A 13,947-nucleotide genomic window follows, 5' to 3' on the forward strand; every position below is an offset into this window, starting at 1 on the left:
GGGATCATGGACTATGTCGCGGTAACAAAAGCCCGTCGGGAACATACCCCGTGTCCACCAAAGTTTTGAGCGGCTGGAACAGAGGGCTGGGCAGTGCGGACCAGCCAAACCACTGCCAGCCTAAGCATTTGTTGGGCTCCATGATTTGGGGCTCGCCCTCGAAGCGTTGAGCCAAAACAAACAGCGTGACGTAGTGCTTGCCCTCTGCTTCAAAGTAGTCGTTGGTATAGGGCGCGGGCTGAAAGCTGTGCAGTTGGAGTCCGGTTTCTTCTAAGACTTCACGGGCGGCGCACTGTTCCACCGTTTCGCCAAATTCCAAGTGGCCGCCAGGCAGAGCCCAGGTGCCTGCGCCGTGGGAGCCAATGCGTTGGCCTAAGAGGACGAGGCCGTTGCGAACAATGATGGCGCCGACTCCGACGCTGGGTGTTTTGTCTTGCATGTGTTGGAGCAGGTTGCGGTAAGGGGCGAGCTTAGCGTAGCTTTATTGGCCTAAATGCACTCCATCGCCGCAACTGGTTGATTCGCCCCCAGTGCGACCATCGCTTCCAACCTCCACCCCATTGCACTAGCCCGCTGCCCCATAGGCACTGCGCAGCATGCTTTTAATTTGATAGCTGCTTACGCAATACCTATGAGCTCTGCAGCCGTTTTATCGTATGAAGCTTCCGTCTTTCCGCAGCATGGACAGCTCAGAAAAGTTAATGCCCAAGTGCTCGGTCGGGGTGTAGCGCAGGGTCACGCCGCCCAGGTTCAGGGCCTTGAAGGTTTCTAGCGCCGTCTTGACTTTTTCAGCGCTGGGGTTGGGGCCGGCTTGTTTGAGCGCCTCCACCACCACCTTGGCGCTGACATAGCCCTCCAAACTGGCGTAGCTAACGTCGCTCACGCCAATTTTTTTCATGGCGGCCTGGTACTCGATGACGATTGGCATGGCCACGTTCCAAGGGTAGGGCACCACTTGCGAGATGACTACGCCCACGGCGTCTTTGTCGATGGTTTTGAAGAGCTGTGCACCGTTCAAGAACGACAGCGAGTAGAACGTGGCCCCGGCCCCAGTGGCACGGTAGGCTTGGATGAACTTGGCGGTAACGTCATTGCTGGCCGAGAACACCACCACCTCTGGCTTGAGCTTGGCTAGCTCTTGCGCTTGGGCGGCTGCATCGGAGGCGTCGTTTTTGATGGCCACGCTGCCAATCATTTTGGTGCCGCGTTGCTCAATAAAGCTTTTGGCGCTTTCCATGGCGGCACGCGCGCCGGGGTTGTCGTTATGGGCAAAGGCAATGCGGGTCACGCCCAAGGTGAACAGGTGGTTCACGATGCGGGCGCACTCCTCTTCAAAGCTGATGCGCACCGGAAAGCCATAGTCCGTGTGCTTCATCACGGGGGCCGCGCCGGTGTAGGGCCCCACGATGGGCACTTTGAGTTCGTTGGCGGTTTTCACGGCGCCCACGGAGGAGCTGGTGCCAATGGGCATGAGGATGGCGACGGCGCCGTCACCCACCAATTGCTTGACGTTGGCACTGGCGCGCGCGGTGTCATAGGCGTCGTCTAGCTGGCGCAGCTCGATAGGGCGCCCGCCAATGCCGCCACTGCGGTTGACGGACTCCAGCATGGCACGAATGCCCAGCAGCGGGTCGGTCGACAGGCTGGCCAGCGGGCCACTTTGTACATAGGTTTGCCCCAGCACAATGGGCTTGCTGTCTGCCAGTGCCAAGGTGGGGGAAACCAAGGCCAAGCAAGTCAGCATGTGGGCCCACAAGCGGGCAGACGTAGAAAAAGGGCGAGACCTAGCGGCCCCGCCCTGGAGTGGTTGTGTCATGGAGATGTTGTTCGTCGTTATTATTTTGATAGCGGCCTGCGCAATATGTATGCGCGCTACAGCCGTTTTTTGCCTACAAAACTGTGCGCAGTGTCCAGATTTCTGGAAACAAAACCACGTCCAGCATCTTGCGCAGGTAGCTCACGCCGCCGGTGCCGCCGGTGCCGCGCTTGAAGCCAATCACCCGCTCCACCGTGGTCACATGGCGAAAGCGCCACAGGCGGAAGGCGTCTTCCAGGTCGGTGAGTTCTTCGGCCAGTTGGTACAGGTCCCAGTTGTCTTTGGGGTTGCGGTAAACCTGCAGCCAAGCGGCTTCGACCTCAGGGCTGGCGGTGTAGGCGTGGGTCCAGTCGCGCTGCAAATGGCTGGCGGGTACGGCAATGCCACGGCGCGCCATGAGGCGCAGGGCTTCGTCGTAGAGCGACGGCGCCTCATACGCGGCTTGCACCAGTGCCAAGCGCTCGGGCGCATGGGCGTGGGGCTTGAGCATGGCGGCATTTTTGTTGCCTAGCGAGAACTCAATGCAGCGGTACTGAAAGCTCTGAAAACCGCTGCTTTGGCCCAGGTAAGGGCGCATGGCGCTGTATTCGGGCGGTGTCATGGTGGCCAGCACGTCCCAGGCGTGGACCAGCTGTTCCATGATTTTGCTAACCCGTGCCAGCATCTTGAAGGCGGGCGGCAAATCATCCTGCGCTATGTGGCGAATGGCGGCGGTCAGCTCATGCAGCATGAGCTTCATCCACAGCTCGCTGGTTTGGTGCTGGATGATGAACAGCAACTCGTCATGCGCGGGCGAGAGCGGCTTTTGCGCACTCAGGATGGTGTCGATTTGCAGGTAGTCGCCGTAGCTCATGCTCTTGCTGAAGTCGAGCTGGGCCTTTTCTTCGGCGACGATGGACTCGCCCGCAGACGCCGCGCCTGCGCTGTGCATGGGGCAGCCAGAGGTGGGGTTGCTCATCTCAGGTCACCGCATGTTTTTGGTTGAACTGGGGCAGCTTCCACTCGCCACTTTCCAGCACTTGGCGCAGGTGCTCTACGCTGTTCCACACATCTTCAAAGCCGATGTACAGCGGGGTAAAGCCAAAGCGCAAAATGTCTTTGTGCGCTTTGCCGTCGCCCGCGCGGAAGTCACCAATCACGCCGCGCGCAATCAGGGCCTGCACGATGGCAAAGGCGCCTGAACCTTCGGGCGTGTACTCGCGGGTCAAACACACTTGCGAGCCGCGCTGCGCGTGGTCACGCGGGGTAGCCAAGCCCAAGCCATAGCCCGCGCAACGCTGTTCCACCAAGGCGATAAACAGGTCAGTCAGTGCCAGCGACTTGGTGCGCAGCGCTGCCATGCCGCCTAGGCGCTCGGCGGCGGCAAAAATGTCCAAACCGCATTCGAGCAGCGACAAGCTCACGATGGGTTGGGTGCCGCACAAATAGCGCGTGATGCCCGGCGCGGGTTGGTAGTCCGGGGTGAATGCAAAGGGTGCGGCGTGCCCCCACCAGCCGGACAAGGGCTGCCAAAAGCGATCGGCATGTTGGGGGTTGACCCACACAAAAGCCGGTGCGCCAGGGCCGCCGTTGAGGTATTTGTAGCCGCACCCGATGGAGAAGTCTGCCTTGGCACCGGTCAGGTCCACGGGCACTGCGCCTGCGCTGTGGGCCAGGTCCCACACCACCAACGCACCCGCTGCGTGCGCGGCGGCGGTGACTGCGGCCATGTCGTGCATGGCGCCCGTGCGGTAGTTCACATGGGTGAGCATGAGCACGGCCAGGTCTTGGTCGAGCGAGGCCGCCACTTCTTCAGGCTCCACCAGCTTTAAGGTGTAGCCGCGCTCTTTGCACAGGCCTTCGGCAATGTAGAGGTCGGTGGGGAAGTTGTTGCGCTCGCTCACGATCACGCGGCGATGGGGTGCGTCTTGGGCCGCTATGTTGAGGGCAGCGCTGAGTACCTTGTACAGGTTGATGGAGGTGGTGTCTGTGACCACCACTTCGTCCTTGCCGGCACCAATCAGCGGGGCAATTTGGTTGCCCAAGCGCTGCGGCAGGTTGAACCAGCCAGCGGTGTTCCATGAGCGAATGAGGCCCACGCCCCACTCTTGGGTAATCACTTCGGCGGCGCGGGCAGCGGCGGTGCTGGGCATCACGCCCAGTGAGTTGCCGTCCAGATAAATCACGCCTTCAGGAATAGTGAACAGCTCGCGCATGCCCTTCAAAGGGTCGGCGGCGTCGCGGGTTTGGCAGTCTTGCAGAGTAATCATGGCGCTCCTTTTCGTTATGCGCCGCAAAGGTAACACCGCAAGAATTCGTATGGTGTCGGGTTTTTCCAACAAGCAGTAAAAATACTTTATATCTAAAGCATCTTATGGAAGGTGGGCGTTCGGGCAGGGCCGATTGTTTGCCAAATAGCTAACCTGATTTGAGGTACTGCTTTGGACTGATGGCGTGGCGTTGCTTGAAATGCCGCTGAAAGTGGGCCTGGTCTGCAAAGCCTAGTCGAAACGCCACTTCCGCCAAGCCCATGCCTTGCTTCAAGAGGCGCTTGGATAGGTTGATGCGTTGGTCCAACTGAAAGGCGTGGGGCGTTTGTCCGTAGGCGGCTTTGAATTTGCGTAGGAGTGCAAAAGCGCTCATTCCGCTTGTCTGCGCCAGTTCGTCCAACGTGACCACTTCTTCTAGGCGCGCCAGTAGCAAGTCTTTGGCGCGCTGCAAAGCCGGGGTGATGGGCTGTGCGCGGTCGGCCGTTGGGCGTGTACGTTGGATCTGACTGCCGATGACGCTCAAGAGTTCTTCTTCCAGCGCCAAAGGGTTGCCTACCAAGGCGATGCCTTTGCAAACGCGGTCTAGCCGCCTGTGGATGGCGGGCGTCGTTAGCAAGGCCTGTTTGAACGGCGGCGCGTCGGTGTTGGCGTCAACGGCTGTTTCAAGCCCTAGGCTGCTCAGTACCCATGCGCTTTGCAGATACATCATGCGGTAGGACCAAGCTTGCCTAGGCTCCGGATTGCATGCGTGGGCGAGGCCGGGCGCGATGAGTACGGTGGCGCCCGCGCCAATCAGACTCGTATGAGGCCCATAGCTGTACATGGCCTGCCCCGCGTCAATGATGCCCATGGAGTATTCCTCGTGCGTGTGCGTCCAGTAGCACGCGCTGGAGTTTTGTGCGGTGCGCACTTCTACCGCAGGCAACTGGGGGTGGCGTGCAAACACGTGAGGAGGTGTTTTGTTCATGGGAGCAAGCGCTTCATCGCCATAGTACGCTCGCTTAGGCCGCGCTGACCATGGGCCAAACGCATGCTGCAAGTGCTAGACCGCACGCGCGATTGAACCAACGTTGGTGCTGCGGATCGGCCATCCACTCTTTGATCGCAAGCCCCAAACCCGCCCAGGCGGAGACTGCTACAAAGCAAGCCATGAACGAAATCACGCAAAACACCTGCAAGTAGAGTGTTTCGTCTGCTGAGCCCGCGACAAACATACCCACGCCTGACATGGCCACCAGCCAACCTTTGGGGTTGAGGGTTTGGGTCAAGAAGCCACCCCATAGGGCTTGCGGTCGAGTGGGGCGCACGGATTTGCTGGGGCTGGAGTCCATTGCGCCTGAGGGTTCAGAGGTTCCGATGCGGAAAGCCAAGTACAGCAAATAGGTTGCGCCCAACCATTGGGTGTAATGCGCCAGTTCTGGACGCTGGGCCAGCGCGAGCTGTAAGCCAGAGCCCATGGCCCCGACCATGGCGCAGTAGCCAAGCGACGCACCTAGAACGTGTGGCCAAGCGGCACTCCAACCCCACCTTGCACCTAGGCTCGATGCAATCACGTTGACGGGGCCGGGCGTGATTCCGCCCACCAGTGCAAAAAAAGCCATTGAAACCCATACCGACTGCATACGCTCCCCAAATGAAAAATCTGGAGTGCAGTGTCGGGTTTCGTGCCCTGTTTGTATTGAACGAAATTGCGTGTACCCCTGCCCCGCGAGGGTAGGGGTATCTGGCTGTTACTGGCGGCCCAGCAACAGGTATTCCATCAAAGCCTTTTGCACGTGCATGCGGTTTTCTGCTTCGTCCCACACCACGCTTTGCGGGCCGTCTATGACTTCAGCTTCCACCTCTTCGCCACGGTGGGCAGGCAGGCAGTGCATGAACAAGGCATTGGGTGCTGCGACGGCCATCATCTCTTGGCTCACACACCATTTGGCGAACGCGGCGCGGCGCACTTCGTTCTCAGCTTCAAAACCCATGCTGGTCCACACGTCGGTGGTGACCAGGTCGGCACCGCGGCAGGCATCCATGGGGTTGCTATAGGTTTGGTAGCTGCCTGCGCCCATGCTATCTGGGCGAACGGCTGTTTTTTCATTCACTTCATAGCCACTGGGTGTGCTGACGCGCAAGTGAAAGCCCAAGCTGGCGGCCGCTTGCAGCCAGGTGTTGGCCATGTTGTTGCCATCGCCGACCCAAGCCACGGTCTTGCCTTCGATGGGACCACGGTGCTCGATATAGGTGAAGATATCCGCCAAGATTTGGCAGGGGTGGAACTCATTGGTCAGACCGTTGATGACCGGCACCCGGCTGTGGGCCGCAAAGCGCTCTAGCTTGGACTGCTCATACGTGCGGATCATCACGATATCGGTCATGCGGCTGATAACGCGCGCGCTGTCTTCGATGGGCTCTGCGCGGCCCAACTGGCTGTCGCCCGTGGTGAGATGCACCACACTGCCGCCCAGTTGGTACATGCCCGCCTCAAAACTCACGCGGGTGCGGGTAGAAGCCTTTTCAAAAATCATGGCCAAGGTGCGGTCTACCAGAGGGTGGTGGCGCTCGAACTTCTTGAACTTGGCTTTGATAAAGGCCGCGCGCTCCAGCAGGTAGTGGTACTCCTCGGTCTTGAAGTCTGAGAACTGCAGGTAGTGGCGCACCGGTGGCGCGCCTTGGGGCAGGGTGCTGGGAATGCCGTTGTGCAGGGGGCTCATGCTGCTTCCTTCAAAAATGCGCTGACCAAGGGGCTCAAAATGCTGACGATTTGGTCTGCTTCTGCAGTCGTCAAAATCAGCGGCGGTACCAAGCGAATCACGCTGTCGGCGGTGACGCTGATGAGCAAGCCCGCATCTACTGCACGTTGCACCAAGGCACCACACGGCTTATTCAGGTCAATGCCCAGCATCAGGCCTTGCCCGCGAATGTCTTTGACCCCGCCGTTAGCAAGTTCGGTGGCCAGCGCTTTTTCTAGCGCAGCCTTCAAGTAGGCGCCCACGCGCTCGGCATTGGCCAACAAGCCTTCTTCTTCCATGATGCGGATGGTCTCCACGCCCGCACGCATAGCCAATGGATTGCCGCCGAACGTAGAGCCATGGTTGCCCGGTTGGAAGATAGTGGCCGCCTTGGGCCCAACCACCACTGCGCCCACCGGCACGCCAGAGCCCAAGCCTTTGGCCAGCGGCATGACATCAGGCTTGATGCCCGCCCATTGGTGGGCAAACCACTTGCCAGTGCGGCCCATGCCGCATTGCACCTCGTCGATCATCAAGAGCCAGTCGCGCTGGTCGCACAGGGCGCGCACGTCGCGCAGGTAGTCCATGTGCATGGGGTTCACGCCGCCTTCGCCTTGAATAGCCTCGAAGAACACGGCCACCACGTTGGGGTTACCTTCAGTAGCCGCCTTGAGCGCATCAATGTTGTTGACAGGCACGCGGATGAAGCCTTCCACCAAAGGACCAAACCCCGCTTGTACTTTGGGGTTGCCCGTGGCGCTCAGCGTGGCGATGGAACGGCCATGGAATGCTTTCTCGTACACCACCACTTCGGGGCGCTCAATGCCTTTGTCGTGGCCAAACTTGCGAGCGAGCTTGAGCGCCGCTTCGTTGGCTTCTAGGCCCGTGGAGCAGAAGAACACGTTGCTCATGCCTGAGCGTGCTACCAACAAGCTGGCAAGTTCCTCTTGAAGAGGGATGTGGTAGTAATTGGACGTGTGGATGAGCTTGGTGAGTTGGTCTTGCAGTGCAGGTACGAGCTTGGGGTGGTTGTGCCCCAAGGTGTTAACGGCAATGCCGCCCAGCGCGTCTAAGTACTCGCGGCCGTTGGTATCCCATACTCGGCAACCTTGGCCATGGCTGAGCGCGATGGGCAGGCGGCCATAGGTGTTCATCACATGCGGTGAAGAGGGTGCGACGGGGGACGAAACGGCGGTCATGTAAAGCTCCGGGTTTGACATACAAAACAAAGCGGCCCAACATAGGGGCCGTTGAAGCCCGATTTTAGGCGTATCACGAATGGCAGTTTGGTGACAAATTTGAACCAGCGTGGTTAGCGATAGTGGAGGGGTTTAGCTGTCGATTGGCTGTCAATTCAATGCAAGGAGAAAGGTTAGAATCCCCCCGCAGCAAGCCACCCCGCGCCCGCTGCAGCAATTGGTCGCCACGCAATACATCCACCTGATGGTTTCCACCGCTTCAAAAGAACTCTACATACTGGGATTGACCCGCCAAGGCAAAACCTTCCGTCCAAGTGATTGGGCAGAGCGTTTGGCCGGTGTCATGAGCCAGTTTCGCCCCGGTGGGCCTCAGCCTGGTAGCCATTTAGGGTATTCCCCATGGTGTGTGCCTACCTCGTTCGGGCAGGTGAAGTGCGTGATCATTCACCCTGATTTACGTGACTACGACGTACTCGCTTGGGACTTCTGCCTTAATTTCGCCAAAGACAACGAGCTGCAAGTGAGTGACACCCGCCCTGACGCTTCTGGAGCTATTCCCAAAGCCAATGCATAAGCTTCACGCGTGGCCAAGCTTAGCTTGACCTTGGAATTCGCGTTGTAGCTTCGCAGCGCGCAGCTGCCATTCTTCTCTTGGTACTGGTTTGGGCAGGCCGTGGCTGCTGGTATGGCTGTTTGCCACCGTCCGCGGGCGGGTGTGTGACGCGATGTGCCGCGCGATGGCCTGAAGCCGTTGCCGTTAGTTCAGCAAATCCGAGACTTGCCTGATTACATCTGTGGATTGCGCTGCACGTTTTCTAGACTGGGCCAAAAACAAAAGAGCCGTCTTTCGACGGCTCTTTTGCTTTGCTGGTAGCGCACCCGTTACAAACGGCGCATTGAAGTCATCTCCAATGCGTGCGATTTGCCTAAATGATTAGGCTGCGAGTGCCAAGGCTTTCACCTTGGTAGCCAAACGGCTCTTGTCGCGGGCTGCCTTGTTCTTGTGGAAAATGCCTTTGTCAGCCACGGTGTCAACCACGGCTTGCATCTTCGCAAACAATTCAGCTGCTTTGGTCTTGTCGCCAGCGATCACTGCTTTTTCAACGTTCTTGACCGCAGTACGGTACTTGGAACGCAAAGAAGTGTTTGCTGCATTGATTTTGATGTCCTGACGGACGCGTTTACGGCCCGACGCGAGGCGCGGGTTCTTTTTCTTTGGTTTTCCAGATGCCATGATTAAGTTTCCTTGTGTCTGAGGATGTTGCCAGCAAAGCCCACTATTGTAACCGGGTTGCCTTTCTAGCTCCAAGCGGTTTTTAGGTGGCCTAGTCTCCAGGGTCCATGCCTTGGCGCTAGCCGGGCTACACTTCGACCGTGAGCCTCATTAAATCTGCTTCTACCGTATCCCTTTGGACGCTTGTGTCACGCATTACCGGCTTGGTTCGGGAGCTGCTCGTGGCCTCGACCTTTGGCGCCAGCGCGATGACCGACGCGTTCAACGTGGCGTTTCGCATTCCCAACCTGTTCAGGCGACTGTTTGCGGAAGGTGCTTTCAGCCAAGCGTTCGTGCCAGTGCTCGCAGCGTCCAAAGCACAGCATGGCGACGACGCGACCAAACTCTTGATTGACCGAGTGGCGACCCTGCTCGCTTGGGCACTGGTGTTCACCTGCGTCATCGGCGTGGTGATGGCGCCCTTGCTGGTGTACGCCATGGCCAGCGGGTTGCAAAAAAACCCACAAGGCTACCACGCTGCAGTGCAGTTAACCCGCTATATGTTCCCTTATATCGGGTTCATGTCTATGGTGGCTTTAGCGTCAGGCGTGCTCAACACCTGGAAGCGTTTTGCAGTGCCAGCTGCTACTCCTGTGCTTTTAAATGTGTCCATGATCGGTGCCGCCTGGTTATTGGCACCTTGGTTCAGAACCCACGGCATTGAGCCTATTTTTGCCATGGGTGTTGGCGTGATGGCGGGTGGAGTGCTCCAGCTTGCCGTACAGATACCCGCATTGCGCAGTTTGGGTCTTTTGCCACGGTTGGGCTTTCACTGGCGTGATCTGAAAGCTGCCTGGGCTGACCCTGGCAGCCAGCGGATTCTCAAGCTCATGGCCCCAGCCCTTTTGGGGGTGAGCGTGGCCCAGATATCGCTTCTCATAAACACCCAAATTGCCTCCCATCTTCCGACGGGGAGTGTCAGCTGGTTGACTTTTGCCGACCGGCTTATGGAGTTTCCGACCGCGATGCTGGGGGTGGCTTTGGGTGTCGTTTTAATGCCGCAACTGGCGGGAGCTAAGGCTGCGGGTGATGCGCAAACGTACTCGGCGCTCTTGGATTGGGGCTTGCGTATTGTGGTTTTTCTGGCAGTCCCGTGTGCGTTGGGCCTGTTGATTTTTGCAAAGCCTCTGGTTGCCGTTTTGTACCACTACGGGGCTTTTTCTGCAGTGGATGTGCAGCAAACCAGCTTGGCCTTGATGGGGTGGGGTGTGGGCTTGATCGGAATTGTTGCGATCAAAGTGTTGGCGCCTGGCTACTATGCTAGCCAAGACATTCGCACACCGGTCCGCATTGCTATCGTGGTGTTGGCAATCACCCAATTGTTGAATTTGCTTTTTGTGCCCTGGTTTCAGCATGCAGGCTTGTCCTTGTCTATAGGCGTTGGCGCAATGATCAACGCACTGTGGCTGTTAATTGGCTTGGTTCGCAGAAAAAGCTACCAACCTCAGCCAGGGTGGTTTATCTTTGTGCTTCAGGTTCTTGCGGCTAGTGCCTTGCTTGCGTTCTATCTCATGTGGGTTGGCAACAGCTTCGACTGGGTTGCCATGCGCAGCGAGAGTTTGAAGCGAGTAGGTCTACTCGTACTATGTGTATTGGGGGCCGCGGGCGTTTACTTTGGTGCTATCTGGGCGACGGGGCTTAACCCACGGCAGTTTTTGCGCCGCTAACTGATCAGAGAAAGGGTGGATTTGCTATGCAGCTGTCGCTAACCCCGCCTAGCCCGATCGCGTATTTTTCTACGCTCACGGGCGGTGACGATGACTTTCCCCTGCTGGAAGCGGCTGTGAGTTTGGCACAGGATACGCAGCCTGATTTAGATGTGCAGGGCGTTTTGCTGGAGGTTGACGCATGGGGCGCGCGTGTTGCCCAGCGCCTTGCCGCCGATGCAGGTCCCCTGCAACGACTCAAAGTCCTCAACCAGTTCTTTTACAAGGAAATGGGGTTTGCCAACAACCTCAATGATTTTTACAACCCTTCCAATAGTTTTGTCCACACCCTGATGGAGTCGCGCAGGGGGATTCCAATCTCTCTTGCCGTGCTATGGATGGAGCTAGCGCAGGGGGTGGGCTTGTCTGTCAAGGGAATCGCCTTTCCGGGACATTTTTTGGTCAAGGTAATGCTTCCCATGGGGCAGGCGGTCATTGACCCAGTCGATGGCCAGTCCCTAAGTCGTGAGCGCTTGAGCGAGATGTTAGAGCCGTTCAGACCCGTCAGCGGTTGGGATGCGGATGCAGATGTTCCGCTGGGTGCCTACTTACGAGGGGCCAAGCCGAGGGACATCTTGGCGCGCATGCTGCACAACCTGAAAGAAATCTACAAGTCTGAATCGCAATGGCCGCAGCTGTTGGCTGTGCAAGAGCGTTTGGTCGTGCTTTTGCCCAAGGCAAGTACCGAATTGCGTGACCGTGGCTTGGTCCATGCCAAGTTGGGCAACACAGCGCAAGCCCTCAAGGATTTGGAAGCGTACCTACAAGCATCTGAAATTGGCGTCGACTTTGGTTCTATCAGCCACCAAGTAGAAACTTTGCGCAGCCTGTAAGTGAGGGCTATGCCCTTGGTTTAGTGGCGCAGAGGAAACTGTGGGGCCGTAAAGCGCGCCGCATCGTGGCTGTGTCGACCAAAGCTGAGATCGTCATGGGGAGCAAGGTCAGCTTGGCTTGGCGGTTTGGCCGAAGCAATAATTCCAAGTCGATCACCATGCACAAATGACTCTTGGGCAGGCATCAGACTTGCGGGTCGTGGAGTATGGGGCCGCTTTGCAGGTTCATGCACAGGAGCGTTGACCGCAAAAAGTTCGCTTGGCTGTGGCGCTGGCAAGAGTTTCGCCGCTGGCCGAATCCATTCCAAAATGGGCTCCCATTGCAATTGGTCCACGCTGCCTGCAAATCCTTTGACATCGAAAAGCGTCTGCCCGGTGTCCAAGCATTTCACATAGAGCTGGGTTTCTCGCAAAACCCCCACAAAGGGAACGTTGAGACCTTTGGCCCATTCCTGCAGGCTGTCGCCAGCCTTGGTGCGGGCATCAATGCGCATGCCCACTACCCCGAGTCTGCAGCGCCCCGAGGCTACACGCGGTAACACAGACAGCTCTGCATGGCAGGCCTGCGCCGACTCGCGATCAAACATGGACTGGCAAACCGGCATGATGATGGCATCGGCAGACATGACCACTTTAGCCAATTCAAACCCGTGGATGCCACCCGGTGTATCGAGCACCACATGGGTGACCCCCGTCGGTACCTTCAACACGTTTTTTTGGTCAATAGTCCAAGGCATGATGGGGGGAAGTTCAGGAGCGCGGCGCTTGAGCCACGCGCGCGTTGACTGTTGACGATCGACGTCCCCCAACATCACAGAGAGCCCATGGTGGGCCATCCACGCCGCTAAGTGGGTGGCTAGCGTGCTTTTGCCACTGCCACCTTTGCGATTAATGACTGCAATCACCGGCATACAACGACTTCCGTAACAATTTGTGACGGAAGTTTGGGGCAGAAATGCCTGTTTGTCCAGAGAATACGGGCGCAGTCAGCTATTGAATTACTAGCAACTGAGGGGGAAAGACCTTTTTTATAGGTCTTTAGCTACGCAGCAAGCCGCAGAGCGGGGTGCCGTGTTGCCTTAGGTAACGATGACGGCCGCGCCCGCATCACGCGGCGCAATGGAGCCTATGACATAAACAGACTCGCCCAGCGCACGCAAAGTGTGGGCGCAGGCATCGGCTTCAGCGGCACCTATGACCACGACCATGCCAATGCCGTTATTGAACGTACGGTTCATCTCAATATCGTCAATGCCAGCAGTGGTTTGCAGCCACGCAAAAAGCTCAGTCTGAGGCCAGCTGCCCTTTGTGAGTTGGGCTGCCATGCCTTCAGGCAGCACGCGGGGGATGTTCTCAAGCAAGCCTCCCCCTGTAATGTGGGCCAGAGCCTTGATGGGGTGCGCCACCAAGGCCGCCAGCACGTTTTTGACGTAGAGCCGCGTCGGTTCCATGATGGCTTCTTTGAAAGGCTTTCCGTCCAAAGTATCGGGCGTTGAACCCGCCGCCTGCGCACGGTCAATGCACTTGCGGACTAAGCTAAACCCGTTCGAATGCACCCCATGGCTGGCCAAGCCCAACACCACGTCACCTGCCTGTACATCTGCGCCTGTCAGAATTTTGGACTTTTCTACGGCACCCACCGCGAAGCCTGCCAAGTCGTATTCGCCAGCGGGATACATGCCTGGCATTTCTGCAGTTTCGCCACCGATCAAGGCGCAGCCTGACAGCTCGCAGCCCTTGGCGATGCCCCCTATTACCGCGGCTGCGGTATCTACATCCAGCTTGCCGCAAGCAAAATAGTCCAAGAAAAACAAAGGCTCGGCACCCTGCACCAGCACGTCGTTGACACTCATGGCCACGAGGTCTATGCCCACGGTGTCGTGCATATTCCACTCGAATGCCAACTTGAGCTTGGTACCCACGCCGTCGGTGCCACTGACGAGCACTGGCTCTTTGTAGCGCTTAGGTACTTCAAACAGGGCACCAAAGCCGCCTATGCCAGCCAACACACCTTCGCGCATGGTCTTTTTGGCAAGCGGCTTGATTCGCTCAACCAGCGCATCACCAGCGTCAATGTCTACGCCAGCATCTTTGTAGGAAAGGGGGGTGGGGGCTGAGGTTTGGGTCATGTGAATTGGCTTGTGGCGCCTG

The 13,947-nt window shown here is 57.9% G+C and carries 14 protein-coding genes; 3 read left to right on the forward strand and 11 right to left on the reverse strand.

The genetic code is table 11. The annotated features are described in order from the left end of the window. Window positions 1–4: 4 nt before the first annotated feature. The 8 genes from EXZ61_RS07180 to EXZ61_RS07215 form a co-directional block, all read right to left on the reverse strand. Window positions 5–439 (reverse strand): nucleotide triphosphate diphosphatase NUDT15, encoded by a 435-nt coding sequence (locus tag EXZ61_RS07180; RefSeq protein ID WP_142810429.1) that lies wholly within the window; start codon window positions 437–439, stop codon window positions 5–7. 210 nt (window positions 440–649) lie between these two features. Continuing rightward, entirely contained in the window at window positions 650–1,816 is a 1,167-nt protein-coding gene (locus EXZ61_RS07185; protein WP_237219117.1) for an ABC transporter substrate-binding protein, read from the reverse strand. Between the two features lie 73 nt (window positions 1,817–1,889). Next, complete coding sequence (gene kynA, locus EXZ61_RS07190) at window positions 1,890–2,774, reverse strand: tryptophan 2,3-dioxygenase (protein ID WP_142810431.1); 885 nt, start codon at window positions 2,772–2,774, stop codon at window positions 1,890–1,892. A gap of 1 nt (window position 2,775) precedes the next feature. Continuing rightward, window positions 2,776–4,065: a kynureninase gene (kynU, locus tag EXZ61_RS07195; RefSeq protein ID WP_142810433.1), complete on the reverse strand. Its 1,290-nt coding sequence runs from the start codon at window positions 4,063–4,065 to the stop codon at window positions 2,776–2,778. Between the two features lie 148 nt (window positions 4,066–4,213). After that, on the reverse strand, window positions 4,214–5,032 hold the full coding sequence (locus tag EXZ61_RS07200; RefSeq protein WP_142810435.1) for an AraC family transcriptional regulator: 819 nt from the start codon (window positions 5,030–5,032) through the stop codon (window positions 4,214–4,216). A 34-nt stretch (window positions 5,033–5,066) separates the two neighbouring features. Further along, window positions 5,067–5,666: a LysE family translocator gene (locus tag EXZ61_RS07205; RefSeq protein ID WP_201799118.1), complete on the reverse strand. Its 600-nt coding sequence runs from the start codon at window positions 5,664–5,666 to the stop codon at window positions 5,067–5,069. Between the two features lie 129 nt (window positions 5,667–5,795). Continuing rightward, window positions 5,796–6,767, reverse strand: coding sequence for an ornithine carbamoyltransferase (argF, locus tag EXZ61_RS07210; protein WP_142810439.1), 972 nt, complete (start codon window positions 6,765–6,767; stop codon window positions 5,796–5,798). Beyond that, window positions 6,764–7,984, reverse strand: coding sequence for an aspartate aminotransferase family protein (locus tag EXZ61_RS07215; RefSeq protein WP_142810441.1), 1,221 nt, complete (start codon window positions 7,982–7,984; stop codon window positions 6,764–6,766). The genes argF and EXZ61_RS07215 overlap by 4 nt, the downstream gene beginning before the upstream one ends. Before the next feature lie 244 nt (window positions 7,985–8,228). Between EXZ61_RS07215 and EXZ61_RS07220 the strand changes: the two genes are divergently transcribed. After that, entirely contained in the window at window positions 8,229–8,558 is a 330-nt protein-coding gene (locus tag EXZ61_RS07220) for a DUF3579 domain-containing protein (protein WP_142810443.1), read from the forward strand. A gap of 360 nt (window positions 8,559–8,918) precedes the next feature. Here EXZ61_RS07220 and rpsT read toward each other — a convergent pair whose 3' ends face one another. Further along, window positions 8,919–9,218 carry a 30S ribosomal protein S20 gene (gene rpsT, locus EXZ61_RS07225; protein ID WP_142810445.1) on the reverse strand — a complete coding sequence of 100 codons (300 nt, stop codon included), beginning with the start codon at window positions 9,216–9,218 and terminating at the stop codon, window positions 8,919–8,921. 140 nt (window positions 9,219–9,358) lie between these two features. On the opposite strand from rpsT, the gene murJ reads away from it, so the two are divergent. Together murJ and EXZ61_RS07235 are read left to right on the forward strand one after the other, a co-directional pair. Then, entirely contained in the window at window positions 9,359–10,924 is a 1,566-nt protein-coding gene (gene murJ, locus EXZ61_RS07230) for a murein biosynthesis integral membrane protein MurJ (RefSeq protein WP_142810447.1), read from the forward strand. Window positions 10,925–10,950: 26 nt separating this feature from the next. Beyond that, the gene (locus tag EXZ61_RS07235; RefSeq protein WP_142810449.1) at window positions 10,951–11,796 is read left to right on the forward strand and encodes a SirB1 family protein; all 846 of its coding nucleotides are present in this window, start codon (window positions 10,951–10,953) and stop codon (window positions 11,794–11,796) included. Between the two features lie 20 nt (window positions 11,797–11,816). Here EXZ61_RS07235 and EXZ61_RS07240 read toward each other — a convergent pair whose 3' ends face one another. Then, complete coding sequence (locus EXZ61_RS07240; protein WP_142810451.1) at window positions 11,817–12,707, reverse strand: ParA family protein; 891 nt, start codon at window positions 12,705–12,707, stop codon at window positions 11,817–11,819. 168 nt (window positions 12,708–12,875) lie between these two features. Next, entirely contained in the window at window positions 12,876–13,925 is a 1,050-nt protein-coding gene (gene purM / locus EXZ61_RS07245) for a phosphoribosylformylglycinamidine cyclo-ligase (RefSeq protein WP_142810453.1), read from the reverse strand. Window positions 13,926–13,947 lie beyond the last annotated feature (22 nt).

The organism is Rhodoferax aquaticus, from assembly GCF_006974105.1.
Taxonomy (GTDB): domain Bacteria; phylum Pseudomonadota; class Gammaproteobacteria; order Burkholderiales; family Burkholderiaceae_C; genus Allorhodoferax; species Allorhodoferax aquaticus_A.